General features: G+C 33.6%; 45 protein-coding genes. All 45 read left to right on the top strand.

Going from position 1 to position 24,114, the window contains the following annotated elements; all coding sequences use genetic code 11:
* The first annotated feature begins 130 nt into the window (after window positions 1-130).
* The 45 genes from D7D81_RS19705 (at window position 131) to D7D81_RS16880 (ending at window position 24,101) form a co-directional block, all read left to right on the top strand.
* Complete coding sequence (locus tag D7D81_RS19705) at window positions 131-304, top strand: hypothetical protein (RefSeq protein ID WP_164522336.1); 174 nt, start codon at window positions 131-133, stop codon at window positions 302-304.
* Entirely contained in the window at window positions 294-620 is a 327-nt protein-coding gene (locus D7D81_RS17060; RefSeq protein ID WP_125991230.1) for a hypothetical protein, read from the top strand. Before D7D81_RS19705 ends, D7D81_RS17060 begins: the two co-directional genes overlap by 11 nt.
* 11 nt (window positions 621-631) lie before the next feature.
* On the top strand, window positions 632-1,180 hold the full coding sequence (locus D7D81_RS17055; protein WP_125991229.1) for a hypothetical protein: 549 nt from the start codon (window positions 632-634) through the stop codon (window positions 1,178-1,180).
* Window positions 1,177-1,515 carry a hypothetical protein gene (locus D7D81_RS17050; protein ID WP_125991228.1) on the top strand — a complete coding sequence of 113 codons (339 nt, stop codon included), beginning with the start codon at window positions 1,177-1,179 and terminating at the stop codon, window positions 1,513-1,515. Before D7D81_RS17055 ends, D7D81_RS17050 begins: the two co-directional genes overlap by 4 nt.
* Window positions 1,515-2,849, top strand: coding sequence for a replicative DNA helicase (locus D7D81_RS17045; protein ID WP_125991227.1), 1,335 nt, complete (start codon window positions 1,515-1,517; stop codon window positions 2,847-2,849). The genes D7D81_RS17050 and D7D81_RS17045 overlap by 1 nt, the downstream gene beginning before the upstream one ends.
* 1 nt (window position 2,850) lies before the next feature.
* Window positions 2,851-3,000: a hypothetical protein gene (locus tag D7D81_RS19700; protein WP_164522335.1), complete on the top strand. Its 150-nt coding sequence runs from the start codon at window positions 2,851-2,853 to the stop codon at window positions 2,998-3,000.
* Window positions 3,001-3,003: 3 nt separating this feature from the next.
* Complete coding sequence (locus D7D81_RS19695; RefSeq protein WP_164522334.1) at window positions 3,004-3,162, top strand: hypothetical protein; 159 nt, start codon at window positions 3,004-3,006, stop codon at window positions 3,160-3,162.
* Window positions 3,155-3,772: a sigma-70 family RNA polymerase sigma factor gene (locus D7D81_RS17040; protein WP_164522333.1), complete on the top strand. Its 618-nt coding sequence runs from the start codon at window positions 3,155-3,157 to the stop codon at window positions 3,770-3,772. The genes D7D81_RS19695 and D7D81_RS17040 overlap by 8 nt, the downstream gene beginning before the upstream one ends.
* A 107-nt stretch (window positions 3,773-3,879) precedes the next feature.
* Complete coding sequence (locus tag D7D81_RS19950) at window positions 3,880-6,090, top strand: DNA methyltransferase (protein WP_205739267.1); 2,211 nt, start codon at window positions 3,880-3,882, stop codon at window positions 6,088-6,090.
* 16 nt (window positions 6,091-6,106) lie between these two features.
* Window positions 6,107-6,460, top strand: a complete 354-nt coding sequence (locus tag D7D81_RS17025) for a hypothetical protein (RefSeq protein ID WP_125991225.1) — start codon at window positions 6,107-6,109, stop codon at window positions 6,458-6,460.
* Window positions 6,457-7,536, top strand: a complete 1,080-nt coding sequence (dnaN, locus tag D7D81_RS17020; protein ID WP_125991224.1) for a DNA polymerase III subunit beta — start codon at window positions 6,457-6,459, stop codon at window positions 7,534-7,536. Before D7D81_RS17025 ends, dnaN begins: the two co-directional genes overlap by 4 nt.
* Before the next feature lie 17 nt (window positions 7,537-7,553).
* Window positions 7,554-7,760: a hypothetical protein gene (locus tag D7D81_RS17015; protein ID WP_125991223.1), complete on the top strand. Its 207-nt coding sequence runs from the start codon at window positions 7,554-7,556 to the stop codon at window positions 7,758-7,760.
* Between the two features lie 83 nt (window positions 7,761-7,843).
* Complete coding sequence (locus D7D81_RS17010) at window positions 7,844-8,200, top strand: XkdD/Y8K6 family phage-associated protein (RefSeq protein ID WP_125991222.1); 357 nt, start codon at window positions 7,844-7,846, stop codon at window positions 8,198-8,200.
* The gene (locus D7D81_RS19690; protein ID WP_164522332.1) at window positions 8,197-8,364 is read left to right on the top strand and encodes a hypothetical protein; all 168 of its coding nucleotides are present in this window, start codon (window positions 8,197-8,199) and stop codon (window positions 8,362-8,364) included. Before D7D81_RS17010 ends, D7D81_RS19690 begins: the two co-directional genes overlap by 4 nt.
* Window positions 8,364-8,750: a single-stranded DNA-binding protein gene (locus D7D81_RS17005; protein ID WP_125991221.1), complete on the top strand. Its 387-nt coding sequence runs from the start codon at window positions 8,364-8,366 to the stop codon at window positions 8,748-8,750. Before D7D81_RS19690 ends, D7D81_RS17005 begins: the two co-directional genes overlap by 1 nt.
* A gap of 68 nt (window positions 8,751-8,818) precedes the next feature.
* A complete protein-coding gene (locus D7D81_RS17000; protein ID WP_125991220.1) occupies window positions 8,819-9,064 on the top strand; it encodes a hypothetical protein in 246 nt (81 codons plus the stop codon).
* A gap of 10 nt (window positions 9,065-9,074) precedes the next feature.
* Window positions 9,075-9,254: a hypothetical protein gene (locus D7D81_RS16995; protein WP_125991219.1), complete on the top strand. Its 180-nt coding sequence runs from the start codon at window positions 9,075-9,077 to the stop codon at window positions 9,252-9,254.
* Window positions 9,255-9,644 carry a hypothetical protein gene (locus tag D7D81_RS16990; RefSeq protein WP_125991218.1) on the top strand — a complete coding sequence of 130 codons (390 nt, stop codon included), beginning with the start codon at window positions 9,255-9,257 and terminating at the stop codon, window positions 9,642-9,644.
* A 2-nt stretch (window positions 9,645-9,646) separates the two neighbouring features.
* Window positions 9,647-9,838 (top strand): hypothetical protein, encoded by a 192-nt coding sequence (locus tag D7D81_RS16985; RefSeq protein WP_125991217.1) that lies wholly within the window; start codon window positions 9,647-9,649, stop codon window positions 9,836-9,838.
* 5 nt (window positions 9,839-9,843) lie between these two features.
* Entirely contained in the window at window positions 9,844-10,227 is a 384-nt protein-coding gene (locus D7D81_RS16980; protein WP_125991216.1) for a hypothetical protein, read from the top strand.
* A gap of 16 nt (window positions 10,228-10,243) precedes the next feature.
* On the top strand, window positions 10,244-10,597 hold the full coding sequence (locus tag D7D81_RS16975; protein ID WP_125991215.1) for a RusA family crossover junction endodeoxyribonuclease: 354 nt from the start codon (window positions 10,244-10,246) through the stop codon (window positions 10,595-10,597).
* Window positions 10,598-10,912, top strand: coding sequence for a hypothetical protein (locus tag D7D81_RS16970; protein WP_125991214.1), 315 nt, complete (start codon window positions 10,598-10,600; stop codon window positions 10,910-10,912).
* Window positions 10,909-11,472 (top strand): hypothetical protein, encoded by a 564-nt coding sequence (locus tag D7D81_RS16965; RefSeq protein WP_125991213.1) that lies wholly within the window; start codon window positions 10,909-10,911, stop codon window positions 11,470-11,472. Before D7D81_RS16970 ends, D7D81_RS16965 begins: the two co-directional genes overlap by 4 nt.
* A complete protein-coding gene (locus tag D7D81_RS16960; RefSeq protein WP_125991212.1) occupies window positions 11,459-12,028 on the top strand; it encodes a hypothetical protein in 570 nt (189 codons plus the stop codon). The genes D7D81_RS16965 and D7D81_RS16960 overlap by 14 nt, the downstream gene beginning before the upstream one ends.
* Entirely contained in the window at window positions 12,028-12,558 is a 531-nt protein-coding gene (gene dcd / locus D7D81_RS16955) for a dCTP deaminase (RefSeq protein WP_125991211.1), read from the top strand. The genes D7D81_RS16960 and dcd overlap by 1 nt, the downstream gene beginning before the upstream one ends.
* Window positions 12,558-12,725, top strand: coding sequence for a hypothetical protein (locus tag D7D81_RS19685; RefSeq protein ID WP_164522331.1), 168 nt, complete (start codon window positions 12,558-12,560; stop codon window positions 12,723-12,725). Before dcd ends, D7D81_RS19685 begins: the two co-directional genes overlap by 1 nt.
* 29 nt (window positions 12,726-12,754) lie before the next feature.
* Window positions 12,755-13,177 (top strand): ArpU family phage packaging/lysis transcriptional regulator, encoded by a 423-nt coding sequence (locus tag D7D81_RS16950; RefSeq protein ID WP_125991210.1) that lies wholly within the window; start codon window positions 12,755-12,757, stop codon window positions 13,175-13,177.
* Between the two features lie 139 nt (window positions 13,178-13,316).
* Window positions 13,317-13,544: a hypothetical protein gene (locus D7D81_RS16945; protein WP_205739266.1), complete on the top strand. Its 228-nt coding sequence runs from the start codon at window positions 13,317-13,319 to the stop codon at window positions 13,542-13,544.
* Between the two features lie 202 nt (window positions 13,545-13,746).
* Window positions 13,747-14,520 (top strand): metallophosphoesterase, encoded by a 774-nt coding sequence (locus D7D81_RS16940; RefSeq protein ID WP_125991208.1) that lies wholly within the window; start codon window positions 13,747-13,749, stop codon window positions 14,518-14,520.
* Between the two features lie 61 nt (window positions 14,521-14,581).
* Window positions 14,582-15,649, top strand: coding sequence for a helix-turn-helix domain-containing protein (locus D7D81_RS16935; protein ID WP_125991207.1), 1,068 nt, complete (start codon window positions 14,582-14,584; stop codon window positions 15,647-15,649).
* A gap of 93 nt (window positions 15,650-15,742) precedes the next feature.
* Window positions 15,743-15,973, top strand: a complete 231-nt coding sequence (locus tag D7D81_RS16930) for a hypothetical protein (protein WP_125991206.1) — start codon at window positions 15,743-15,745, stop codon at window positions 15,971-15,973.
* Between the two features lie 13 nt (window positions 15,974-15,986).
* Window positions 15,987-16,193 (top strand): hypothetical protein, encoded by a 207-nt coding sequence (locus tag D7D81_RS16925; protein WP_125991205.1) that lies wholly within the window; start codon window positions 15,987-15,989, stop codon window positions 16,191-16,193.
* Between the two features lie 75 nt (window positions 16,194-16,268).
* Window positions 16,269-16,481 carry a hypothetical protein gene (locus D7D81_RS16920; RefSeq protein WP_125991204.1) on the top strand — a complete coding sequence of 71 codons (213 nt, stop codon included), beginning with the start codon at window positions 16,269-16,271 and terminating at the stop codon, window positions 16,479-16,481.
* Window positions 16,482-16,493: 12 nt separating this feature from the next.
* The gene (locus D7D81_RS16915; protein ID WP_125991203.1) at window positions 16,494-16,874 is read left to right on the top strand and encodes a terminase small subunit; all 381 of its coding nucleotides are present in this window, start codon (window positions 16,494-16,496) and stop codon (window positions 16,872-16,874) included.
* Entirely contained in the window at window positions 16,864-18,174 is a 1,311-nt protein-coding gene (locus tag D7D81_RS16910) for a PBSX family phage terminase large subunit (RefSeq protein WP_125991202.1), read from the top strand. Before D7D81_RS16915 ends, D7D81_RS16910 begins: the two co-directional genes overlap by 11 nt.
* A 12-nt stretch (window positions 18,175-18,186) precedes the next feature.
* Window positions 18,187-18,339 carry a hypothetical protein gene (locus D7D81_RS19680; protein ID WP_164522330.1) on the top strand — a complete coding sequence of 51 codons (153 nt, stop codon included), beginning with the start codon at window positions 18,187-18,189 and terminating at the stop codon, window positions 18,337-18,339.
* A 115-nt stretch (window positions 18,340-18,454) separates the two neighbouring features.
* On the top strand, window positions 18,455-18,628 hold the full coding sequence (locus D7D81_RS19675) for a hypothetical protein (RefSeq protein WP_164522329.1): 174 nt from the start codon (window positions 18,455-18,457) through the stop codon (window positions 18,626-18,628).
* Between the two features lie 49 nt (window positions 18,629-18,677).
* Entirely contained in the window at window positions 18,678-20,219 is a 1,542-nt protein-coding gene (locus D7D81_RS16905) for a phage portal protein (protein WP_286170413.1), read from the top strand.
* A 12-nt stretch (window positions 20,220-20,231) separates the two neighbouring features.
* The gene (locus D7D81_RS19670) at window positions 20,232-20,375 is read left to right on the top strand and encodes a hypothetical protein (RefSeq protein ID WP_164522328.1); all 144 of its coding nucleotides are present in this window, start codon (window positions 20,232-20,234) and stop codon (window positions 20,373-20,375) included.
* 31 nt (window positions 20,376-20,406) lie between these two features.
* Window positions 20,407-20,580, top strand: a complete 174-nt coding sequence (locus tag D7D81_RS19665) for a hypothetical protein (protein ID WP_164522327.1) — start codon at window positions 20,407-20,409, stop codon at window positions 20,578-20,580.
* 8 nt (window positions 20,581-20,588) lie between these two features.
* Window positions 20,589-21,581, top strand: coding sequence for a hypothetical protein (locus tag D7D81_RS16900; RefSeq protein WP_125991200.1), 993 nt, complete (start codon window positions 20,589-20,591; stop codon window positions 21,579-21,581).
* Window positions 21,582-21,896: a hypothetical protein gene (locus D7D81_RS16895; RefSeq protein ID WP_125991199.1), complete on the top strand. Its 315-nt coding sequence runs from the start codon at window positions 21,582-21,584 to the stop codon at window positions 21,894-21,896.
* A 364-nt stretch (window positions 21,897-22,260) separates the two neighbouring features.
* Window positions 22,261-22,914 (top strand): phage scaffolding protein, encoded by a 654-nt coding sequence (locus tag D7D81_RS16890; protein ID WP_125991198.1) that lies wholly within the window; start codon window positions 22,261-22,263, stop codon window positions 22,912-22,914.
* Window positions 22,915-22,927: 13 nt separating this feature from the next.
* On the top strand, window positions 22,928-23,800 hold the full coding sequence (locus D7D81_RS16885) for a phage major capsid protein (RefSeq protein WP_125991197.1): 873 nt from the start codon (window positions 22,928-22,930) through the stop codon (window positions 23,798-23,800).
* Between the two features lie 16 nt (window positions 23,801-23,816).
* On the top strand, window positions 23,817-24,101 hold the full coding sequence (locus tag D7D81_RS16880; RefSeq protein ID WP_125991196.1) for a hypothetical protein: 285 nt from the start codon (window positions 23,817-23,819) through the stop codon (window positions 24,099-24,101).
* Window positions 24,102-24,114: the final 13 nt, after the last annotated feature.

Below are 24,114 nucleotides of genomic sequence, written 5' to 3'. Positions count from 1 at the left end.
AGTCCTATTAATATATTATTTGGTTAAAATAGTAAAATAGACCTATAAACAAACGTATATTAATAAAACATATGTACAAATATTATATCAGATGTGGGGGAGTTATACAAGATTAGGGGGGGCTGATTTTATGAGAAAAATAAAAGCTAAAGTTTTAATTGATGTAGAAAGCAGCTTTGACGATAACGAAACAGATATAAGTTCAATTGAGTACTTTATTCGGCAAGATTTACAGGATAAAGGTTGGTTGGTTAATGGTACCAAAGTTAAAGAGTTTGGAATGAAGGAGGAAAATGATGAGTGAAGTTAATGTAGAACTTTATGAAGCATTAAAAGAAAATGAATGCCATTTAGAAAAGAACTACAAAACTGGAGAATTTGAAGTGTGGGCAATCATATTGGATTTCAATATAAGAGAATTCTGCGAAGCTGTAGGACAATATTATTTTGATGAAGGTGGTGCAGATTGCAAATTATTAATAGGGGGAAATATAGGGATAAAAATAAATGACATCATAATAGAAGAAGAAGAGCACAAACTATCTAGTTATGCCAAGTGTTTTCCAGATGAATGGGATGAATATAAAGATGAAATATTAGCTATGGAAAATGATGATTAGGAGGTGCCGATTTGGCTAAGTATAGATATGTGCATTGCGAGTTTTGGGATGACCCAGATATGTTGGATTACACACCAGAGGAAAAGTTTTTTTATCTATATTTATTAACCAACCCTCATACTAAACAATGCGGTATATATGAAATCTCTATAAAACAAATGGCTTTTGAAACAGGATTTAATAGGGATACCGCCAGCAAATTAATAGAGAGATTTGAAAAAGAACACAAAAAAATACTTTACAATACAGAAACTAGAGAATTAGCTGTGTTAAATTGGCCTAAATATAATTTGCAGAACGATGGCAAACCTGTAATAGATTGTCTAAAAAAAGAATTACCTAAAATCAAAGATAAATCCTTTATTTCTTCTGTAGCAAAACATATTGATAAAAACAAGGTTAAATCCTTATATATCAAAGAAGTTAACGGGACGTACACGTCTGGTGGTACGTCAGGGGGGAAAAAGAAAAAGAAAAAGAAAAAGAAAAAGAAAAAGAAAAGAAAAGTATCCCCTATCGACAAATTAAAGAGCTTTACAATTCAATTTGTGTATCGTTGAAACCAATAACTGTATTATCTAATAAGCGTAAGAACAAAATCAAAACTAGATGGAATGAAATAGATAAACTTTGTAAGAAAGGTCAAAGCCCAGTTGATGTGTTTAAAATATTGTTTACAAAAACAGAGGCTAGTAATTTTTTAACCAATCGTACACAAAGTAAGAATCCTAAATATAAGGATTTTAAAGTTGACTTTAACTGGTTAATGAAAAATGATGATAATTATGTAAAAGTTTTAGAAGGCCAATATGATAACAAGGATACTAACAATAACAGTCATGCAGAAAAATTAAGACAACAAACCGCTGCCGCAGCTAGGAGAGGAGTGGATTGATGAAAAATATAGAATTAGAATATGGGTTTATTAGTTCGTTAATATCCAACCCCGATATATTAGATGAAACAATAGAGAAGGTAACCACTGAATATTTATATGACAATAAAAGCAAAAAATTGTTCAAAGAAATCAAAAAACAGTATCTTGAAACCGGGAAAATATCTAAGATTAAAATATTAAAATTTATTAAAGGTGAATTTGGACAAGCCTTCGCAGATAAATTGTTAAGCAATGATTATTTTATGCCATTCGAGATAGACGATATGGTTAAAGAATTAGCTAAATTAAAGGTTAACCGTGACTTATATAATGCACTAAGGATAATCAATAATGAGGTTATTAAAAATAACGAATTAAATACAGAGCAGAAAAGACATAAGGCACAGGATATTATATTTGAGGTAACAGGGCAACAAGAAACTAAAGATATGATAAAAAATATTGAAGATGTATCTATGAAATCATTTACCCAGCTGCTAGAGAGGAAAGAAGGGAAAGAGGCTAATAGTATAAAAATTGGTTACCCTACTCTTGATGGAATTATGGGAGGACTCAAACCGGGTCACCTGACTGTATTGGCTGGGGCTACATCAATGGGAAAAACAGCTTTAGGCCTTAATATTGCACACAAATTAATGCAAAAAGGGGTACCCCTGTATTTAATATCACTGGAAATGGTTGATACAGAATTAGTTGATAGGATACTTATTCAAGAATCTAAAGTATCTGCTACAGATTACACACATAAGATTGACGAAAAACAGGAAAAAAGCATAAATATAGCATTAAACAAAATATACAACAAGCCAGTGTTAATCACAGATGAAGCCGGTTTAAATATATCACAAATTAAAGCGTTGAGCAGGAGAGCAAAAAAACAAGAAGATGTAAAAGTGATTATCATAGATTATCTAACCATGATCCAAATGGAGTCTACAGATAATTATAAGGCGATAGGCAAAGTTGTCACTCAAATAAGAGATTTGGCAAAAGAATTGCATGTACCAATAATCTTGTTGCACCAGCTTAACAGGAATGTATCTTCCCGAAGTAATCCGAGACCGTTATTATCAGACCTTAGAGATAGCGGGGAAATAGAGGAAAGGGCAGATGAAGTCATCTTTGTGTATAGGCCGGAGTATTATGATGCTAAAAAAGAAGGCAGAGATGAATCAAGAGTACAGGATAATGTTGAGGTAATAGTTGCCAAGAATAGAACAGGCAAAACAAGTTCGGTGTTGTTTACTTGGTATCCAGAAATATTATATTTTCAGGATGGATGGCTGTATGAAAAAGAAGGAGAAATATATTACTTAAAACAGGAGGGATGACGTGAGAGAACTAAGAGGATATGTTTTTTGTCCCAAAAAGATAGATTTTCAGCCTATTAGAATGTGTAAGTTCTGTCAAGATAATGCAGGGTTGCAATATTACAAAAATAGTCAGGATGTGAAAATACTATGTAGTTATAAGGAGGAATGACTTATGAAAGGATGGGCTAAACTACAGAAATGCATATATGAAATTAAGCAGGAGCAGGGAGCCAGTTTTGAGGAAATACAAGAATTATTAAAACATTGTTTGAAAGAAAATAAATTCTTAGGATATATGAATGAAAAAGCAAGGAGGATTAGCAATGAATAGTTTTGAACCGTACAAAAAATATTGCATGACTGGGGACGAATATTATTTACAGGAATTTTTCAGAAATATAGAAGGGCTATTGAATCATTGCGTTAGGCAAAAAGGATTCTATAGCTCTAATGCAGATGATGTTGTACAGGAAATACACATTCAATTTTGGAAAGCGGCTGATAGTTATAATCATGATAGGGCGATCGCCCCGTTTATTCGGAGCATTATCAATAATACTATTGCGACATGTGTCAAAGCAAGAAATAGAATTAAGAGGAAACTTAATGAAAATGCTGACAGCCTCAACAAAGAAATATGTGACAGTGAAGGGAAAAAAGATGAATTAATTATTATGATACCTAGTGATTATAACTTAGAAGAAACAGTATGTTATCAAGATGAAATTGCCGAGGTGCTTAATTACATATTGTCTAAGCTATCCAAGATGGAAAAAGATATATATAAACTAGAAATATTATCAGCTGATATACAATCCAGTAATCAACATAACTATGATTTCATTATGAAAAATACAAATTATACTAGAAAACAGATAGACAACGCAAAGAGGAGGATAAGAAAAAAATTATCTAGACTCAAAAAAGATTTGATAGCTTAAGTTAAAATTGAATTTAAGGCATCTAATAAACCGATATACCGTTTTTACACTAGATAAGGCACAAATACATTGCTAGGCAAATAAAACGGGCAGAAAGGAGTTTTAAAGTGGAATACGAGGATTTTTTGAGGCAGAAACAAATACAAGTTGAACCAGTCGGGATTGATATAGATAGAAATAAGTTAAATCCAGTATTGTTTGATTTCCAAAAAGATATAGTGAAATGGGCATTAAAGAAAGGTAGGGCAGCAATATTTAGCGGGTGCGGAACTGGGAAGACAGTAATGCAGTTAGAATGGGCTAAGCATATTCATAATGAGACAGATGGAAATATATTAATACTTGCCCCACTGGCGGTTAACTTCCAAACTGTAGAAGAAGGGAGGGATAAACTAGGGATAGATGTTAATCCGGCTGAAAGCCAAGAAGATATAAAACCAGGTATCAACATAACTAACTATGAAAAATTACACAAATTTAATCCAGATGAATTTATAGCTGTTGTACTAGATGAATCCAGTATACTAAAGTCTTATACATCAAAAACGCGTAATCAGATAATACAATCATTTGAGAAAAAGCCGTATAAATTAGCATGTACAGCTACACCAGCACCTAATGATTATGTAGAATTGGGTAATCATTCAGATTTTTTAGGGGTTATGAGTGGCAAAGAAATGTTGAGTATGTTCTTTATAAATGATAACAGTAGTGCTAATAGATGGAGATTAAAAGGACATGCGCAAGATAAATTTTGGCAATGGGTTACTAATTGGGCAGTGACGTTAAGAAAACCATCAGATCTGGGTTATAAAGACGAAAAGTTTATATTACCACCGCTAAATGTAAAACAGGAAACAGTTAAATTGCAGCATAAACCAACTGAAACTTTATTCCACGTTAAAGCTGAAAGTTTGATGGAAAGAAAAAGAGCAAGGCGAGAAAGTATTGAAGACAGGGTACAAGCTGCAGCTAATATAGCAAATAATTCAAATGAAGACACCTGGTTAATATGGTGTGACTTAAATAAGGAAAGCAAATTACTAACAAAAGCTATAAACGGAGCAGTTGAGGTTACAGGTAGTCAATCAAATAAGAAAAAAGAAGAAACTATGATGAAATTTAGTGATGGAGAGGTAAAAATATTAGTTACTAAACCTTCAATATGTGGGCATGGCATGAATTGGCAGCATTGCAACAATGTTATATTTGTTGGGCTATCAGATAGTTATGAACAATATTATCAGGCAGTCAGGAGAACATGGCGGTTTGGGCAGCAGAAGCCAGTTAATGTATATGTAATAACAGCAGAAACGGAGGGCAATGTTGTTGAAAATATAAAAAGGAAGGAGAAAGATGCAGAAAATATGGCAGAAAATATGGTTAAGTACATGAAAAACTTAACAGTTAGTCGGTTAAAGGGAACTCAAAAAGAGTTTATGCATTACGAAAATGATAAAGCTGCGGGTACAGATTGGGAATTAGTATTAGGTGATAGTGTAGAGGAAATGAAAAGTATAAAAGATAACAGTATAGATTACAGTATATTCAGTCCGCCTTTTGATGATTTATATATTTACACTAATAGTGAAAGAGATATAAGTAATTCAAAAGACAGTGAAGAATTTATGCAGCACATGAAATATATAGCAGATGAATTATATCGAGTAATTAAAGAGGGAAGATTAATAAGTTTCCATTGCATGAACTTACCTACAACAAAATCACATGATGGATTTATAGGTATTAGAAACTTTAGAGGGGAGTTGGTAGAACTATTTAGAAAAGCTGGGTTTATATATCACTCAGAAGCGGTAATTCATAAAGATCCGGTAGTTGCTATGAGTAGAACACACGCAAAAGGGTTACTTTACAGCCAAGTAAGAAAAGACAGTACATGTGCAAGGGCTTCATTGCCTGATTATCTAATCACTATGAGGAAGCCGGGTGAAAACAAAACGCCCGTTAAGCATGATGAAGCCGAATTGCCTTTAAAAGAATGGATTAAATATGCACAACCTATTTGGGATGACATCCAAGTGTCAAACGTAATCACTTATAGAAGTGCTAAAGGAAATAACGACGAGAAACACTTGACACCTACACCACTTGAAGCTCTAGAGAGAGGTATAGCATTATATAGTAACAAAGGAGAAACAGTGTTTAGCCCGTTTGCAGGTGTATGTAGTGAAGGATATCAAGCGGTTAAAATGGGAAGGAAATTCAAAGGGATAGAGTTAAAAAGAAACTACTTTGAACAGGGTATAGATAATTTAAATAGGGCTAATCAAGAAAAGAATCAAATTTCATTATTTTAGTTAAGGAGGTGCAACCATGACAGAAATAACAAAGCCCAAATTTGACAAACTAGAGTTTGGTAATGTAGAACAGATTAACGCAATCAAAGAATATCAAAGAAAGATTGAAGAACTAAATAATTATTACAAATATAGGATTGTGGTAGAGTTAGACACTTCCAGCAGTGATGCGGTAGTAATAGAAGTAGAGGCTATTGATGAAGATATAGCTAAAGATTTAGCAGTAGATGAGGCTAGAGATGCTTTGTTTTCAAGTGTAGAGTTTGAAACTAGCATTTTAAGCAAAGAAAAATTAATTCAAGAGGAAGAGCAAAAAGAGGTTATTAATCCTAACCAAATATCATTATTTGAGGGAGTGGAAAATAAATGAAAATAACAACACATCAAAGAGAGTTTTACAATGCTTTAAATAAAGTTAGTGGCGCAATGACAGGCAGGTCAAATTTAGAAATAACAAAAGGGATATATTTTAGTTGTAAAAATAATATAGCATTATTTAGGGCCACAAACTTAGAATTAGAGTTAGAATATAGTACAAAAATGGAGGTCGCTGACAACAAGCCTGTAGTATTCCCAAAAGAGATAATTGATATAGTTAAGAATCTACCCAAAACGGAGGTAATAATCACAATAGACGACAACTATCAAGCAACAATTAAGGCTGGAAAAAGTAAATTTTCAATAAAATGCTTAAATGGGGAAGAGTTTCCGAGGGGTGTTGGAGAAATAGATAATAGAGGGGTAGAAATTGATAGTAATGTTCTTAAACCAGCACTAGAAAAAACTGTTATAGCTGTATCGAACGATTACACACAACCAGCAATTACCGGGGTACAATTACAAACAGATAAAAATAACACTTATCTAACATCAACCAATATATATAGATTACACAATATAAAGTTAGATAAATTGTTTGAAAAAGGGCAAATAATAATACCCGGTAGTGCTGCTAATGAAATAAAAAATCTCTGTGGTGAAACAGACACGGTTGTAATCAAAAAAAGTGATAATCATATACAGTTTATATTTGATGATATAACCTTAATATCCCGGTTAATAGAAGGGAGATTCCCTAATTGGAGACAGGTAATGCCAACTGGGGGAGATACATTAATCAAAGTAGATACAGCAGAATTACAAAATGCGATTAAGCGGGTGAGCCTGATTGCTAGACGTAACACCAACGCTATTACACTAGAAACAAAGCGGGACAGATTGATAATAACGGCTGACGACCAAGGAGAACAAGCTAAGGAAGAATTAGAAATTGAAATAAATGGAGAAGATAAACTTCTAAAAGTTGATGCTGGATACATAAAAGACCTATTAAAGTGCATTGATGACTATGTCTTAGAGTTGCAGTTAATTGATAAAACGCACCCGTTGTACGTTGAAGAAGGACAGGCCAAGTATGTAATTATGCCTATTAGACCGGGAGCGTAGGAAGGGGGGGGATAAGAATGGAGATTAAACCTTTTGTAGTATTCTTAGAAGATTTTCAATATATGCTAATTGAGGAAATAGACTTTGACTATAACCTATTACCGATTCATGTGAAAGGGCAACTTTTTGAAATCAATGTTGACACAGGCAAAGTTGAAGAATTAGGAGAACACGAGGCACAGTTTTCTATCACTCTTGACGCTATATGGGATAGGGAGGAATAAACCATGATACAAATACTACTTATATTATTCATTATAGCAGAGTTAATTATATTACGTGAGTTAAGAAAGGAGAATGATGAGAGATGAAAACCAAGCATACACCAGGGCCATGGGGAATTGAAGAAAGTTATACTGATGGTGGTAATTATTTTTGTACGATTGTTGCTAAAAAAAATAATTGTACAAAAGAATTAGGACAATTAGCCGATTATGAAGTAAGCAAACAGGAGACAAAAGCCAATGCTCAGCTGATAGCAGCAGTGCCAGAACTATTAGAATTTGCAAAAGCAATGGGAGAATGGGAAACAGAATTATTACAAACAGATGAATGCTGGGAATATGAATTTCCTATGATGAACAAAGAATTATACGACAAATGGGCAGAATTACAAGAAATGCGGAATGAGGCAATTAAGAAAGTGGAGGGTGATGAGGAATGAAAATAACAGATGATACTGTAATTGATATTTATAATGAATGTGTTACTGATTATTTTAATGGTGGCGCCAAAAAAGGAATTGAACATTTTGCGTACATTTTAAAAGAAAATGGTGTAAAAATTAATGAAGATGGCTATGCAGAATATAAGGGAGATGATGAATAATGATTAATAAAGTTTTTCTATCAGGAAGAATATGCAAAGACCCAGAAATGACATTTACAAGTAGCGGGAAAGGGGTAACAAAATTTACATTAGCGGTTAATAGAAGTTATGGAGACGAAACAGATTTTATTAGGATTGAGTGCTGGAACAGGGGTAAATATGAGTTGGCTAAATATGTAGGAAATGACTGCCGGAAAGGTGATTTAGTAATGATTGAAGGAGAACTAAGGATAGACAAATATAACGACAATTATTATACCAAGGTCAACGCCGATAAAGTTATATATTCCAAAAAGAAAAATGGACAATCTAATAAGAGTCAGCAAAATAATAATCAGGGCAATAATGACGATGGATTTGACGATAATTTCGATGTACCATTTTAGATAATAATAACTATTACTAACAATACAAGGGGATAACTTTATGCTACCCCCTTAAAGGAGGTATATTTATGAATGATAAATTGTATTTAGGCGACTATGTTCGGATATCAAATGACATTGCCATTCCTAAATACAGGGGAATTAAAGGGATAGTGATTGAAATTTCGGAGCAAAGCGTAAAAATATTATACGACGATTGTTTAATTAGAGACTTTTTACCTAGAATAGCAACATTTCATAATGATTATATAACCAAAATAGGAAGAGTAGAAAGTATAGACTGCAATATAATTTATGATGTCAAAATAGATTAGGAGGTACCCAATGAATCTAATATTATCACTAGCTAATCAGCTAGGAATAGAACAGGATAAATTTATAGATGTGATAGCAGAAGAGTTGGAAAAATTAAGGTCATGTAAGCATAAAGAAAAGTTGAAAGAAACTAGGGAAGAAAACAGAAGGTTGCGTTTAATAATGCGAAGAATGAAACGAGGCGATTAAATGTCTTATGATACATCATCCCAAGATACATATTATAACTTGCAAAAAGAACGCAAATTACTTAAAAGGCTAATAGAATCATTACAAAAAAATAATAAAGTCTTAGCTAAAGCCGAACATGATTATAGACTAGCATTATCAACAGAGATATTGAGGCTTCATGTAGAAGGTTACCATGGAGATGTTAATGGTAAGAAGATAGACACAGATAGTGTTGCCTGGACTATGTGTGACAATATAGCTAGAGGAATTGATAAAGTGGCTAAACTAAGGTTAGAAAGAGACATAGCAGCAGGACAAAAAGAGGCTACCATGCAGAAAATATATGAAGTTAAAATGCATATAGGTTTCTTAGAAGATGAATTGAAAGCTATAGCGAAGGGGGAATAAATATGGCGAATCCAATATTAGCAGGAAAAACATATTATTATAAAGATTACAGTATTACAGTTTCTTTGCCGGAAATAGCTGATTTATGGCTTGTTAGAGACAGGAAAGGAGAAATATTAAAAATGGATTATGGTATTGGAGATAGCTTAAATAAGAGATTACACATTGCTATGAAATGGATTGATAATCAATGAGTTACATGCCTAAAAAGGTAATTATGGAAGTATATTTTAGGTCAGAAGGATTATGTGAACTAACGGGAAGCAACTACAGATGTGAACAGCACCATATAGTATTTAGAAGACATAACAACCATGACCCGGAGGCAGTAATCAATCTGGGATGGCATAAGCATAAGGGAAATGAAGGAGTGCATGGCAAGAATGGACATGCTTTAGATTTAGACTTGAAACGTGGCTTGCAGATGTATTATGAAAGAAAAGGATTATCAGAAGATGAAATATATATCAAGATGGGAAACAAGTTTTACGATACGGACAAGCCAATAAACGGAGATGTTGAACGACACTTTGAGAAGATATGGCAGCTATACCATGAAAAAGAATATGTGTACTTAAATTGATGTTAGGGGGTATTACATGAAAATAATAATACCGGGTGAATTTCCTTCTTTAAACGAGATAATTAAAAAAGCTAAATCTCACCATATGGCTTATGCAAGTATGAAAAAAGAAAATACTCAATTAGTGCAAATGATAGCCAACAGATTACCAAATATGGAACGGGTGTATCTAGATATAACATATTATTGTAAAAATAGAAGGAAAGACCCGGATAATATAGCGGCAGCTAAAAAATTTATACTTGATGGTTTAGTTGCTGCCGAGGTTATCCCCAATGATGGATGGAAAGAGATTGACAGCTGGGAAGAAAAATTTAAGGTTGATAAAAACAATCCGAGAATAGAAATTAATATCAAGGAGGTAGATTAAATGAAAAATAGAAAAATAATAGCAGTTGATTTTGACGGGACTATAGTTAAAGATGAATGGCCCAGAATAGGGGAAATCAAAATTGATGTTATGAGAAGATTAGAACAAGAAATCAAAGAAAATGATGCTTATATTATCATATGGACTTGCAGAGCGGGAAAACAATTGGATGAAATGCAGAAGTGGTTAGATAAATATTACTTACCATACGATAGAATTAATGCTAATGCGCCATGGATATTGGACGAATGGAAAAGGGATAACAGAAAAATATTTGCACATGAATATTGGGATGATAGAGCGGTGAAAATATGAAACCAATCATAATCACAATATCAGGTAAAGCCCAACACGGTAAAACTACATTTGCTAATTACTTACATCAGAGATTACTAGATCTAGGCTATACGGCTAAAATGATAGCTTTTGCAGATGGAGTTAAAGCGGTAGCTAAACATTATGGATGGGATGGCAAGAAGGATAATAACGGTAGAGTGTTGTTACAGTTTATAGGTACACAATGGGGAAGAAAATGCCAAGATAAAGATTTATGGGTAGGCACGGCAGAGCAGAAAATAAAAAAATGTAGTGAAGATTTTATTATAATAGATGATTGCAGATTCATCAACGAAGCGACATATTTCAAAGAGCGCGGATATAAGCAGATTAATGTTAGAGTGGTCAGACGTGACAGCAAAGGGAATACATACGATAACAGAATGACCGTAGAACAGAAAAATCACGAAAGCGAGAAGGAAATGGATATGTTTAAAAACGACTATATATTTGAGTCGCACAATAAAGAATATTTGAGTAAATTTGCTGATTATTTGGCCGATAAATTAAGGGAGGTAATATTCAATGAAAATAAATAACGTGGAAGTAAATGGGATACCAGGGGCTATTAAGGCCAGCGGATATCCAATGAGTATAAAAATAGACAGAGTGTTAACTGATAAAGATTTTGATAGGGCGAATAGATTAGCTGGTTGCGATGCTGGTATAGGAGAAGATTGTTTTCTTAAAGGCGTAAATGTACAAGCGGATATAACGGCCCCACAATATTGGTATTTACAATTCCAGAGATACCATTTTGCAGATATAGTTAGTAGCCAGAGTAAAATGCACAGGATATTAAAAATGGATATAGATAAACAATGTAGTGATAAGGTGTCACCAATAATTAAAAAAGAATTTAAAAACCATATTGAACATTACAAAAGAGATGCTATAACATTTGAAGAATTAATTGCTAGTTGCCCTATGGGATTAATGTTAACAGCAAGAATAACTACTAATTATCTACAACTTAAATCAATATACCGTCAAAGAAGACATCACCGATTAGAAGAGTGGCAGGTATTTTGCGATTGGATAGAAACATTGCCTTATAATAAATGGATAGTTGGAAAAAGTCGGGAGGAAAATTAATGATACTATGTGATAAGACACTAAAAAAACTATGCCGGGAACAGAAGTTAATAACTCCATATAAAGAGCAAAATGTACAACCAGGTAGTATAGATTTGACATTAGATAATGAATATCAGTATTTAGACAACAGCCAAAAAGTAATAGATTTGGCTAAAAAAATAAATTATAAATGGACAAGTACCCCGACATACAAACTTAATCCTCAACAATTTGTATTAGCAACAACAGAAGAATACATAAACATACCGGCTAATTGTTCTGCTTTTGTAGAGGGTAGAAGTTCAATAGGCAGACTGGGGCTGTTTATTCAAAATGCAGGATGGATAGATGCGGGTTTCAAAGGGCAAATAACACTTGAATTATATAATGCTTCACCAGTATCGATATTGCTAGAATCGGGTATTAGAATATGCCAGTTAGTAGTTGCCAAGATGGATAACGAATGTGAACAACCATACAGAGGTAAGTATCAAGGTCAATTTGGCACAACGGGCAGTAAAATTAATTTAGATAGGGAGATGATATAATGCATAACATAAGCAAATGCAAAGAGTGTAAACAACGTAGAGGTAATGAGTGTATGGCTTTTAATGATATGAAAGCCCCAATATTAAACGAAGAAGGGGAATGTAACGGGGCTATATATACAGATTCAGAGTATCAGAAATTAAAAATGTCATTAGGCAAGGAGTGATAACAATAGACAAACAATTTATTAAAGATATGTTAGTTAAATATAAAGATTATAAAGATTGGTTGGATATATTTGAAGAAAAATGTGCAATGGATATGGGAATAAGATATAGCCATTCTCCTAAAAGCATAACTAACAATTTTCACTCTACTACGGAAAACCAAGTATTAAAACGAGAAGAAGATAGGGAAGAATATAAAGAAAAACAGGCTTATGTTGATTTAGTGAATAGTATATTAGACAAATTAACAGTTCCGGAGAAATTTATAATCGACAGGAAGTTTAATCTAATTAATGATGACTTTTATAAGCGATTTCAACCAGGGAAAGTGCCAGACGCAGAAATTTATACATGTGAAGATTTTCCATATGAAAGAGCATATTATATCAAAATAAAACTAAAAGCATACAATAAAATTTATAGCTTATTAAAAATATTGCCAACACAGTAGACAAATAGTAGACAAATAAAAGACACATATAACTAATATAAGGTGTATAATTATTATGATGAAAGAAAAGCGGATATAGCCCTAGCTTGCCCCTCCACAATATAGGGCTATATCTGCAAACAACGTCATAACACTAGAGATGATAATTATGGGATTAATCACAGCAATATGTCAAGCACAAAATATTGAATATAGTAAAACAGTTATATGCCCATATTGTAATGAAAAGGCACTACATATATCAGATATAGCGGAATGCAGTAATTGCGGGGCAAAATGGACAAACTTAATTGAGTTGTTAGAATTATGCATAGAAGACTTTAAGGATGATAATGCTGAATATATTAAGTTAATGACGGAGAGATAAACAATATGGTAATGATAAGGTGAAAATCTTAGAATTGCCTTCATTAAATCCTCCTTTTTTAAATAAATAGACCAGTGGCGGTTGGGGTCTATAAATATAGCGCCGCCTTAATAGTTCATTACTTAAAGTTTTGAATATATAAAGGTTTCGCACTGTACCAGGCAAACAGTGTTATTTGAATAGAGTTTAGGGGGCAAACAATATGATATTTCATGAGGTACATCTTGATAAAAATATAGACAAGCACAACTACATAGAAATTAAACCTATATCAGATACACATTTAGGTGATTTACAGTGTAATGAAGAATTACTAATGCAAGACATAGAATGGATAAAAGAAAAACCAAATAGGTATACATTGCTGAACGGTGATATTCTCAACTGCGCAACTATACATAGTGTATCTGATAGCTATAGCAGCAAGATGAATCCTCATGATGAGTTGAAATATGCTAGAAAGCTATTTATGCCTATCAAAGATAAAATATTAACTAGTGTAAGAGGCAATCATGAATATAGAATATATAAAAGTGACGGAATAGATATATCGGAGGAATTATCTTTTAGTTTAGGCTGTGCTTATAATGCAGAGGGGATATTGTTGAAAGTTAGATTTGGGGAAAGAAAAACTAACCAAAAACCACAAGTTTATACTATCTATCATACTCATGGGAGCAGTTCGGCTCAATTGCCTGGCGGGAAATTGAACAAATTATATAGACTTAGAAATATTGTTATTGCAGATTGCTACATTGTTTCACACACTCACGAAAAAATTGCATTTAAGAAAAATATATTCATACCAGATATACGAAATAACAAAATTGTCAAAAAAGAACAAGTGTTTATTAATACAGGGGCGTATCTTAAATGGGGTGGATATGCAGAAAGCAAAAATTATCACCCGTCAAATTTAGGTACATTAAAATTAAGATTTTATAGTAGTGAAAAGAGAATTGAAATAATACAGTAAATTTAAACAGGCTAGGGTAGCTCCTGAAAGCCAGTATCTGCACTGGAGGCCTGTTTTTATTATGCAGAAATCTACTAGCAGAGGTGGACAAATGGATTACAAAAACAAAGATACATTAAAAGAACTTTATGTTAATAAAGAAATGTTCATGAGTGATATTGGAGAAATGTTTGGTGTTTCATCTGGGACAATCCATTATTGGTTAAAAAAATTAGATATACCAACTAGAAAACGCGGAGGGGATCAATTGCACGAGGATAGACCTTTCGCCAATAAAAAAATATTAAAGCAATTATATTTAGAAAAAGGGATGTTACAGAAAGAAATTGCAAAAAAATTCAATGTATCACGAAAAACAATTGGCAATTGGCTTAACAAGTACAATATACCCACTAGAACGGGCTATGGGAGAGAACCGGAAAGCAATGAATGGTTTTTAAAACAACTTGATAAATTAGACGATATTCAAGAGTATAAATTTTTAGAAACATATAAAGGTGGTCATGCCCCAATCAAATGCAAACATATAAAATGTGGTCATATATGGAAGGTGCGGCCAAGTAAGTTTTTAGACGGAACTCGCTGCCCCGAATGCTCGGTTATAAAAGTACACAATAAATTAAGAAAAACTCAGCAAGAATTTGAAAACGAAGTAAAAGAAAAGTTTCCTGAATATGAAGTAATTGGAGAATATGAAAATTATAGTTCTAAAGTTGAATTTAGGCATAAAAAATGTGGAAGCATATTTCAAATGACAGTATCCGGTTTCATGAAAGGCCAACATCAATGCAGATATTGCGCTAAAAGATTATCTAGTTATGAAATAAAAATGAAAAAGTTGTTAGAAAAGGCTAATGTTGATTTTATAGAACAATATACATTTGATGATTGCAGGTATAAAGAAAAATTACCATTCGATTTTGCTATATTCAACAATGAAAAATTAGTATCTTTGTTAGAAATAGATGGAAGGCAACATTTCGAGCCGGTGTTACAATTTGGTGGTAAAGAAAAGTTTAAAGATATAAGGATGAAAGATAAAATTAAAAATAATTATTGTAAAAGGAATGGTATTAAATTAGTCAGAATTGATGCTAGAAAATGGGAACCATATAAGGTGATCGTGTAATCTTGCCGAATTAAGAAGTGTTATATTAAGATTATATAGTGGAAAAAAGAAAATCGAGGTTATTGTTTAGACTATGATTAAGGAGGGGAAATAATGGAATTAGTGTTAGGCATATTATTATATCATGTAATCGGAATGTTTATTGTGTTATTAGCTGTAATAAATCAAGTTATAAAATATTTTAATGAAAAACGAGATGGTTTTAAAAGCAGAAAAGAAACTTTTATATATGTATTGAAAGACATAAATTACGGAATCGTGATGTTATCAATTGTAGGTGGTTTGGGTACGATATTTATTTATGCGGAGAACAAATTATTTTAAGGAGGGGTAAGTAATGATTTTTTTATTAGTTTGGTATGTAATAGGATTAATAAGTTCTTTATTCACTTTTGCTTGTGGAGACAAAACACTTTATGGATATTGGCAGATAACTATTGAAACACTGTGTTTATCATTCGTAATGGGTATAGCAGGCCCTATAATGATTATGGTTGGTTTTATAGTATGTGTTAAATGGTATATAGAGGAAAATATGATATAGACGGCGATACAGTACACAGATTACATGAGGAATACTGTAAAAATGTAGTGCTGAGTTATATAAGGAGGGGTAACTGTGATATACTTTGCTATTTATATATTAGGTTGTGTAATATCATTAGCGGGTACAGTAGGTATAGTATTATTAGCGATTAGCGAAAACGAATTAGATGATTTGCTTAGTGAAGAAGATGTGCCTAAAGAAAGATTGGTTATAATAACTATAATAGGCACATTATTAAGTTGGGTGTCAATAGCAATATTTATATCAAAGTTTAGCGAGAGATAAGGAAGTGATAATATGGCAGGCTTAACTGAAAAACAGAAAGCATTTGCAGATGAATATATTATATCATTAAACGCTACAGAAGCTGCCATAAAAGCAGGATATAGTGAAAATACAGCAGGAGCAATAGGACATGAAAACTTGAAAAAACCTAAAATTGCAAACTATATCCAAAAACAATTAGATAGTAAAGAAAATAAACGCATAGCTAGTCAAGACGAGGTATTAGAATTCCTTACTACTACAATGAGAAGCCAAGAGGACAGCCGCAGAGATAGACTAGAAGCTGCTAAATTGCTAGGCAAAAGATACGCTATATTTACCGATAGAATAGAGCATGAAGTAACTGAACTACCAACCATTAACCTTGTAAGAGGGGATAGTGATGGCAACTAAAAACATTGAAATATTACCTATATATTACGATTACGTATTAGATACAGATTATCCGGTATATATATTAGTTGGTGGTCGTAATAGCGGTAAAACTCATTTCATGGGTCAGGAGTTAACAACTAGGCTTAATAACTGCAAAGACTATAAATGTTTAATTGTTGAAGACGTAGAAACGAATATTAATGAAGGTGTAAAGACTAATATAATAGAGCGGATAGATGATTTTGGATTAAGTTCAATATTTCATGACACAAAGCAGCCCGCTAAAATATCACATAAGATTAATAATAATATAGCATTATTCAAGGGTTATCATTCGGACAAGCAGCAAAAACGAGTTAAGTCTTTAAACGGTATAACTGCCGCATGGTATGAAGAAGCAGAGAATATTACCTATGAACAATTTAAAGCCCTTAGAATGCAGTTGAGAGGTGGAGAACCAGAGGATAGAATATTATATCTAACTATGAACCCTATTAATCAAGATGGATTTATCAATAGATATTTCTTTAAGCAAAAACCAGATGAAGTATTAGAAAAGTTTGAGGATGGCAGACCTAAAGTATTTGTTAAGAATATAGAAGTTGAATTGGAAGATGATGATAAAGTTATTATCCCTTGTATGATAATAGTAACAACATATAGAGATAACCCGTATCTAACCAAAATGCAAATAGCTGATATAGAAGAATTAAAATATACTGATAGAGATATGTACGAAATGTTAGCTAATGGTAAATTTGTTAAACCAGAGGGGACATTAATCAAAAAGCTGCAAAGGTTCAGTTTGTCTAAATTAGACTTAAGCCAGTCTGATAAGCTAACAGCGTTAGTAGATACAGCTAGCAGTGGTTCGGATAGCGCTACATTAGGTATATATGCTAAGTATGGAGATAACAGACATTATCTAGTAGAGGCGTACAAGGACGACAGAGATGCTGATATAGTTATCCCTATAATGGCCAGTATAATTAACAAATATGAGCCTCAAATGGTATATGTAGAGGAAAATCATGAAGGATTATATTTTGAGAGTGAATTAAAGAAGAAAACCAAAGGAACTATACACGTTAGAAAGTTTAGGTCAACAGAGAATAAGCATGAAAAGATATTAAGTCAGTCTGGCAGAATGAAGGTTGATTTTTACGTTAGAGATGATGCCGAGGATGAATATAACGATTTTATAATCGAGGTATTAGATTACAACAAAGACCCAAAAGAAAATGAACATGATGATTGTATAGACAATATTGCTATGTATTTTAAACATGCTGATAGAAATTCATGGATATTTGCATAAGGAGGGGTATAGATGGATTTTTGTGGAGAATGTAAATATTTAAATGTTAAAGAAAAGGAACAACATGATAAAAAAGTAAATCATAAATGCTTAAAATATAATCGGATACTATTTCATCGAGATTATCACCCAAAAATACCTAAACTATCGGAATGTGATGAATAATATACATTAACTTCATAATAAATATACAACTAAATTAATTAAATATACATAAATATAGCAAAATATACGGGATTTGCTAAGGTTTTGCATAAAAATATTATAAAATATTCGTTAAATGGTAATTTTGCGAAGTTTTAAGGAGGGGGACATTGCGGCGGATAAGAAAGAAATAAAGTCAGATGGATGGATAGATTTCTTTGTGAACGGCAATGTTTATTTAGACGGGGAATTTACTTTCGAAGAAATAAAGAAAATATATGAAAAAATGAAAGAGCTAAGCGGAGACTAACGGCACCTTAACGGGTGTTTTTTTAATGCTGTAAAATGAGGTGAAAATCATGAATGTAACCACTACACAAATAGCAAACAAAAAAATCAAAGAGAATAGAACAGCCACTACAGAGGATATTGTCGAGGAATTGATAGATGAGCATAGCAGAAGTATAGAAAAACGCATGATGGAGGAAGGTGTAGAGTACTTTGAAAACAGGCCAGATATACTTGATAGAAAAATATATTACTATGATGAAAACGGTATAGAAAAAATAGATGATACTGCTGCAAATAACAAACTTCCTCATAACTGGCATAAGCTATTAGTCAGGCAAAAGATGGGCTACATGGTAGGTAAGCCTATGGCATTTTCTGATAGCGAAGTAACAGGAGATGAGGAAGGGGAACCAGTTTCTCCTAATGGGGAGTTGCTAGACCATATCAATGAACTGTTAGGTGAAGATTGGGATGATACAGCCAATGAATTAGTCAAGGGCGCTGCTAACAAGGGTGTGGAATGGTTACACGTGTACATAGATGAAGAAGGCCAATTTCGCTATATGGTAGTAGATGCCCGTCAGATAATAGGTATATGGGAGACTAGCAAGCAGCAGAATCTCCAAGCATTAATCAGATATTACACTGTGTACATCAACGGAGATGAACGGATAAGAGCCGAATACTGGACGCCGGAAGATGTAACCTATTATATTACTGATGATGACGGTATATTTATGGCCGAAACTATCGAGGATTACGCTGGGGATAATGTGGCTGTCCATACAAAAGGTCATTTCTATGTGGTCAAGGAATTTGGTGATACAGAGGAAGAAAGATTACCTAATGGATGGGGCAGAGTGCCTTTTATTCCGTTCAAGAACAATGAGGAAATGTTGCCAGACCTTAACGACTATAAACAGTTAGTAGATGATTATAACAAGGTTAGAAGTGATTTATCAAACAACTTAGAAGATATACAAGAGGCTATAATGTTAATCAAGAATTATTCTGGCACAGGCGCAGCAGAGGCTAAAAGAAATTTAAGATATCACAAAGTTGTATTAGTTGACCAAGACGGGGGACTAGATAAGGTTACTATAGATATACCTATAGCAGCAAAAGAATCACATATCAAACAGCTTATTGACGACATATACAAGTTTGGTATGGGTGTTAATATAGACACGGATAAGTTTGGTAATAGTCCTAGCGGGGTAGCTTTGAAATTCTTATACTCGCTGCTAGACCTCAAATGTGATACAGCAGAGAGAAAATTTGTTAAGGCTATCAAAAATGAGTTATTCTGGTTTATCAAACAGTATCTGATCATGACGAACCAGATGGCAGAGGCTAATATTAATACTGATGCTATAGACGTGAAATTCAATAAGTCTATGATAATTAATGAAGCAGATATAATCGAGTCTATTAACAAGAGCAGGGATATAGTTTCTGATAAGACATTAAGAACTAAACACCCTTATGTAGATGACCCACAAAAAGAAGAGAATTTGATAGATGCACAGAATGAAACCGATATAATGCCTAATCGTATTAATACAGAGATAGAAGCATTAGAGCAGGAGAATGAAGGCGTAGAGATATAAGGAGGGGCAAAGGTGAAAGAATATGTTGCTAATCGTATCAAAGAATTAGAGGGAATGCTAAAAAACAAAGAAGAATATACCACAGAACAATGTCTAAACAAAGCTATTGAGGACTTAAAAACATTACAACATATGTTAAATATAGCGGGTGATTAAATGGCTACAATAGTTATAAGGAGGGGTATAAATGCAAATAGGAGCATCAAGGTATAATTTAGATTTAGATGAAAATGAATTATCAATGTTATTTGTAGCTTTATCAAATTTCGTTAGTTTAGCAGAAGATTCTAAAACGTTAGAAGATGAAAAAGAATTTGCGCAAGATTTAATGAGGTTAATAAATAAGCGTTATAAGTTGTAGGTGATTAAATGGCTACAGCAGAGGATTATTTAAATGTACAAAAAGAATACCGCAAGAAATTTCTAAGACTACAGCAGCAGATAGAGAATGAATACGATGATATTAACAGGAAACTGTTAGATAAAATTAACAAGCTAGCTGTAGACTATGCTATAGCAGATGGTACATTCAATAGAGCTAAGATAAGACAAATTAAACGAGAAATAGATTCTATTACGGCGTGGTTTCAATCAGAAACCAAAGACTGGCTAGATACTAACATCACTAAATCTGCCCAGATAGCTATAAATGGGCAGGATAAAGCAGCAGAGTATTATATTACTGGATTAATAGAAACGGTTGCTATAGCGGAAAGGAAGTTGTTGCAGAGAGCATTAACAGCTGACGACGGCATATTGTTACGCACAAGATATGGCGGGGGGCTAGCTAAAGAGATAAGAAACCAGGTGTGGGCATATAGATGGTCTGATGGATATACTCTTTCAGATAGAATATGGAAACTACATGATTTGGCTAATAGCAATCTAAAATCTATGATACAGCAGAGTGTTAACAATGGATTATCAGCGGTCGATTTCTCTAAGCAAGTAGAAAAATACCTGCAAGTATCAGGCCCTAGCTGGACAACTGCTATTAAGCCAAGTAAGACAGGTAGAGGCAGTATAAAATATAACAGTCTTAGATTGGCCAGGTCAGAAACTCAAAATGCATATAGGCGTGGCCAGAAAATATCAGCGCAGAAGTCTGAAATAGTGAAAGGGATACGCTGGAACCTTAGTTCAAGTCATCCATCATACCCTCCTAGTTATGAATATGAAGGTTATCAAGAGATATGCGATTGGTTGGCTGGTAACAATCATGATGAATTAGGGGCAGGAGTATTCAAGCCGGATAATATTCCTATTACTCCTCACCCTCAATGTTTGTGTTACTGGACAGATGAAGTGTTGCAAGGGGATGAGTTGATTAATGTATTGAAGAAGAAATATGGAGGGGATTAAATGAAAAGCGGAGATATAATTAAAATTGGGCCATATGATGTAAAATTGTCGTTCGCAGATAATCTGAGAGACGAAAATGACAAAGAATTGTATGGTATTATTCATCACACACAAGATGAAATAGAGATTAATACAAAGTCTTCGGTAGAAAAACAAAAAGTATCAATATTACATGAAGTTATGCATGGTATAGATGTTACATATCAAATAGGTTTATCAGAAGAACAGACAGAAGTTTTGGCAACCGGGATATATCAAGTGTTAAAGGATAATGATTTGCTTAATAAAGAAAAATGGGAGATTACAGCACCTTAACCGGTGTTATTTTTATATGGAGGTGGTGATTAAAATACTTTGGTATATAAAACAACTATTACCCTTGACTTACCGTACTAAGTATACTGATGACGAAGGTAATAGACATTACACGGTATGGAAAATGTGGTTAGGCAGATGTTTCAATATTGATGATGTAGTTATGGCTAAATAAGCTGCATTATAACCTCTGTAAACTTGAAGTCTTGCGTGCCACGCAGGATATTAGTAGGGAATACGGAGGTTGACTTATATATACGTACTAAAACTTCACCTTCTTAGTATTACAGGTGTAAAAGAGTAAGACTGTTATCGTGGAACGCAACCCACGCTAAATAATCGTAAAACAGAAAGGATGAGATAAATGGATTTGAAAGAATTGTTAGGAGAAGAATTATTTGCACAGGTTAACGAAAAGTTGGAGGCACAGGAAGGCGACATTAAGCTATTAGTTAATGATGGTAGTTTCATACCACGTTCAAGACTGAATGATAAGACTAGCGAATTAGAATCATTACAGGAGCAGCTAAAAGCCAAGGATGAACTAATCGCAGAGAACAAAAAGCAAATGGAGCAGTTGAAGAACGATACACAGGCCAGCGAAGAGCTAAAAGCTAAAATTGCCGAATATGAAGAACAAAATAAGACATTGCAGGAGCAGACGAAGCAACAGATAGAGCAGAAACAACAGGAATTGATTCGCACTAAAAAACAGGCAGCATTGCAGGTAGCATTGAAGGATACTAAATATCCCGATTTGTTACTTAAAAATGTTGACTATGAACAGATAGGTGTTGATGACAAAGGTAATCTTACAGGATTAGATGATGTTGTGACAGGGCTAAAAGAGAGTTATGCTGATTTGTTCGGAAAGACAACTATTAAAGGGAAAGAACCAAACCCAACTAAAGATAATGTACCTGGTAAGCATTTCACCATGGAAGGAATTCAAGGAATGTCTGCTAAGGAGATTAATGATAATTGGGATGAGGTGCAGAAAGTATTAGAAAATAATTAGGAGATGATATTTTATGAGTATTGATAGATTTATACCAACAATATGGAGTGCTAGGCTACTAGCATACTTAGATAACACACATGTATATGCAAACTTAGTTAATAGGGATTACGAAGGTGAAATAAGCGGAGCTGGTGACACAGTTAATATTAATCAGGTCGGAGATGTAACAATTAATGATTACGTCAAAAACACTGATATAGCAGCCCCAGAAACCCTTAGTGATGAGCAGAAAGTGTTGACAATTGACCAGTTGAAGTATTTCAACTTCCAGATTGATGACGTTGACAAAGCGCAGCAGAAGCCTAAAATAATGGACACTGCTATGAGCCGGGCAGCTTATGGTCTTTCTGATGTGAACGATCAGTTTATTGCGGGGCTATATACAGAGGTGGCCGCTGGTAATACTATCGGGGATGATACAACGCCAGAAATACCTACCACATCAACAGCTTATGATTTATTAGTTGATATGTCTGTAATATTAGATGATAATAGTGTTCCAGAAGTAGGCCGCTTTGTGGTTGTTCCCCCTTGGTTCCACGGGTTACTAAGGAAAGATGATAGATTTGTACACGCTACCGAAGCAGGCGACAGTGTACTGAGGATAGGTACATTTAATGGCCAGAGGCCTAGTAATGGTTTCGTTGGCGAAGTGGCCGGATTATTAGTGTTCAAATCTAATAATGTACCCAATACTACTGGTACTAAATATAAAATACTAGCCGGATATAGTGGAGCCATCACATATGCGGAGCAAATAGTTGAAACAGAGGCGTATAGGCCAGAGTCACGTTTTGGTGATGCTATCAAAGGGTTGCATGTATATGGTGCTAAAGTTACTCATCCTAGTGCTATAGCAGTAATGACAGCTGATAAATCTTAAAAGGAAGTGATGATTAATGTGGTTTAAAAACAAAGAAACAGGAAATGTATGGGAAATAGCAAGCAAAGACCTCATCAAGCGTCTTAAGAAAGATGATAATTATGAAGTAATTGAAAAAGAAGAAGAAAATAACACAGAAAAATCTATTACAGAATTAAGTGTTAAAGATGCTATTAAATTAGTATCTGAATGTAAAGAAACTGACATGCTAAAGGAGTGGGCTGAGGCAGAAGCAAAAGCCGAAAATCGTGAGAGCCTATTGAAACGTGTAGAATCACGTATTAATGCTTTAAGTGAATAAACCACTTAGGGGC

It is taken from the genome of Halocella sp. SP3-1 (genome assembly GCF_003953885.1).
GTDB classification, from domain to species: domain Bacteria; phylum Bacillota; class Halanaerobiia; order Halanaerobiales; family DTU029; genus Iocasia; species Iocasia fonsfrigidae.
Note: the sequence above shows the minus strand (reverse complement) of the source record. Positions and strands in the feature narration are given on the sequence as shown.

Coding starts and splice junctions, on each gene's coding strand:
- D7D81_RS19705 (WP_164522336.1), top strand. CDS start 131: ATGAGAAAAATAAAAGCTAAAGTTTTAATTGATGTAGAAAGCAGCTTT.
- D7D81_RS17060 (WP_125991230.1), top strand. CDS start 294: ATGATGAGTGAAGTTAATGTAGAACTTTATGAAGCATTAAAAGAAAAT.
- D7D81_RS17045 (WP_125991227.1), top strand. CDS start 1,515: ATGAAAAATATAGAATTAGAATATGGGTTTATTAGTTCGTTAATATCC.
- D7D81_RS19695 (WP_164522334.1), top strand. CDS start 3,004: ATGAAAGGATGGGCTAAACTACAGAAATGCATATATGAAATTAAGCAG.
- D7D81_RS17040 (WP_164522333.1), top strand. CDS start 3,155: ATGAATAGTTTTGAACCGTACAAAAAATATTGCATGACTGGGGACGAA.
- D7D81_RS17025 (WP_125991225.1), top strand. CDS start 6,107: ATGACAGAAATAACAAAGCCCAAATTTGACAAACTAGAGTTTGGTAAT.
- dnaN (WP_125991224.1), top strand. CDS start 6,457: ATGAAAATAACAACACATCAAAGAGAGTTTTACAATGCTTTAAATAAA.
- D7D81_RS17015 (WP_125991223.1), top strand. CDS start 7,554: ATGGAGATTAAACCTTTTGTAGTATTCTTAGAAGATTTTCAATATATG.
- D7D81_RS17010 (WP_125991222.1), top strand. CDS start 7,844: ATGAAAACCAAGCATACACCAGGGCCATGGGGAATTGAAGAAAGTTAT.
- D7D81_RS19690 (WP_164522332.1), top strand. CDS start 8,197: ATGAAAATAACAGATGATACTGTAATTGATATTTATAATGAATGTGTT.
- D7D81_RS17005 (WP_125991221.1), top strand. CDS start 8,364: ATGATTAATAAAGTTTTTCTATCAGGAAGAATATGCAAAGACCCAGAA.
- D7D81_RS17000 (WP_125991220.1), top strand. CDS start 8,819: ATGAATGATAAATTGTATTTAGGCGACTATGTTCGGATATCAAATGAC.
- D7D81_RS16995 (WP_125991219.1), top strand. CDS start 9,075: ATGAATCTAATATTATCACTAGCTAATCAGCTAGGAATAGAACAGGAT.
- D7D81_RS16990 (WP_125991218.1), top strand. CDS start 9,255: ATGTCTTATGATACATCATCCCAAGATACATATTATAACTTGCAAAAA.
- D7D81_RS16985 (WP_125991217.1), top strand. CDS start 9,647: ATGGCGAATCCAATATTAGCAGGAAAAACATATTATTATAAAGATTAC.
- D7D81_RS16980 (WP_125991216.1), top strand. CDS start 9,844: ATGCCTAAAAAGGTAATTATGGAAGTATATTTTAGGTCAGAAGGATTA.
- D7D81_RS16975 (WP_125991215.1), top strand. CDS start 10,244: ATGAAAATAATAATACCGGGTGAATTTCCTTCTTTAAACGAGATAATT.
- D7D81_RS16970 (WP_125991214.1), top strand. CDS start 10,598: ATGAAAAATAGAAAAATAATAGCAGTTGATTTTGACGGGACTATAGTT.
- D7D81_RS16965 (WP_125991213.1), top strand. CDS start 10,909: ATGAAACCAATCATAATCACAATATCAGGTAAAGCCCAACACGGTAAA.
- D7D81_RS16960 (WP_125991212.1), top strand. CDS start 11,459: ATGAAAATAAATAACGTGGAAGTAAATGGGATACCAGGGGCTATTAAG.
- dcd (WP_125991211.1), top strand. CDS start 12,028: ATGATACTATGTGATAAGACACTAAAAAAACTATGCCGGGAACAGAAG.
- D7D81_RS19685 (WP_164522331.1), top strand. CDS start 12,558: ATGCATAACATAAGCAAATGCAAAGAGTGTAAACAACGTAGAGGTAAT.
- D7D81_RS16950 (WP_125991210.1), top strand. CDS start 12,755: ATGTTAGTTAAATATAAAGATTATAAAGATTGGTTGGATATATTTGAA.
- D7D81_RS16945 (WP_205739266.1), top strand. CDS start 13,317: ATGATAATTATGGGATTAATCACAGCAATATGTCAAGCACAAAATATT.
- D7D81_RS16940 (WP_125991208.1), top strand. CDS start 13,747: ATGATATTTCATGAGGTACATCTTGATAAAAATATAGACAAGCACAAC.
- D7D81_RS16935 (WP_125991207.1), top strand. CDS start 14,582: ATGCAGAAATCTACTAGCAGAGGTGGACAAATGGATTACAAAAACAAA.
- D7D81_RS16930 (WP_125991206.1), top strand. CDS start 15,743: ATGGAATTAGTGTTAGGCATATTATTATATCATGTAATCGGAATGTTT.
- D7D81_RS16925 (WP_125991205.1), top strand. CDS start 15,987: ATGATTTTTTTATTAGTTTGGTATGTAATAGGATTAATAAGTTCTTTA.
- D7D81_RS16915 (WP_125991203.1), top strand. CDS start 16,494: ATGGCAGGCTTAACTGAAAAACAGAAAGCATTTGCAGATGAATATATT.
- D7D81_RS16910 (WP_125991202.1), top strand. CDS start 16,864: ATGGCAACTAAAAACATTGAAATATTACCTATATATTACGATTACGTA.
- D7D81_RS19680 (WP_164522330.1), top strand. CDS start 18,187: ATGGATTTTTGTGGAGAATGTAAATATTTAAATGTTAAAGAAAAGGAA.
- D7D81_RS19675 (WP_164522329.1), top strand. CDS start 18,455: ATGGTAATTTTGCGAAGTTTTAAGGAGGGGGACATTGCGGCGGATAAG.
- D7D81_RS16905 (WP_286170413.1), top strand. CDS start 18,678: ATGAATGTAACCACTACACAAATAGCAAACAAAAAAATCAAAGAGAAT.
- D7D81_RS19665 (WP_164522327.1), top strand. CDS start 20,407: ATGCAAATAGGAGCATCAAGGTATAATTTAGATTTAGATGAAAATGAA.
- D7D81_RS16900 (WP_125991200.1), top strand. CDS start 20,589: ATGGCTACAGCAGAGGATTATTTAAATGTACAAAAAGAATACCGCAAG.
- D7D81_RS16895 (WP_125991199.1), top strand. CDS start 21,582: ATGAAAAGCGGAGATATAATTAAAATTGGGCCATATGATGTAAAATTG.
- D7D81_RS16890 (WP_125991198.1), top strand. CDS start 22,261: ATGGATTTGAAAGAATTGTTAGGAGAAGAATTATTTGCACAGGTTAAC.
- D7D81_RS16885 (WP_125991197.1), top strand. CDS start 22,928: ATGAGTATTGATAGATTTATACCAACAATATGGAGTGCTAGGCTACTA.
- D7D81_RS16880 (WP_125991196.1), top strand. CDS start 23,817: ATGTGGTTTAAAAACAAAGAAACAGGAAATGTATGGGAAATAGCAAGC.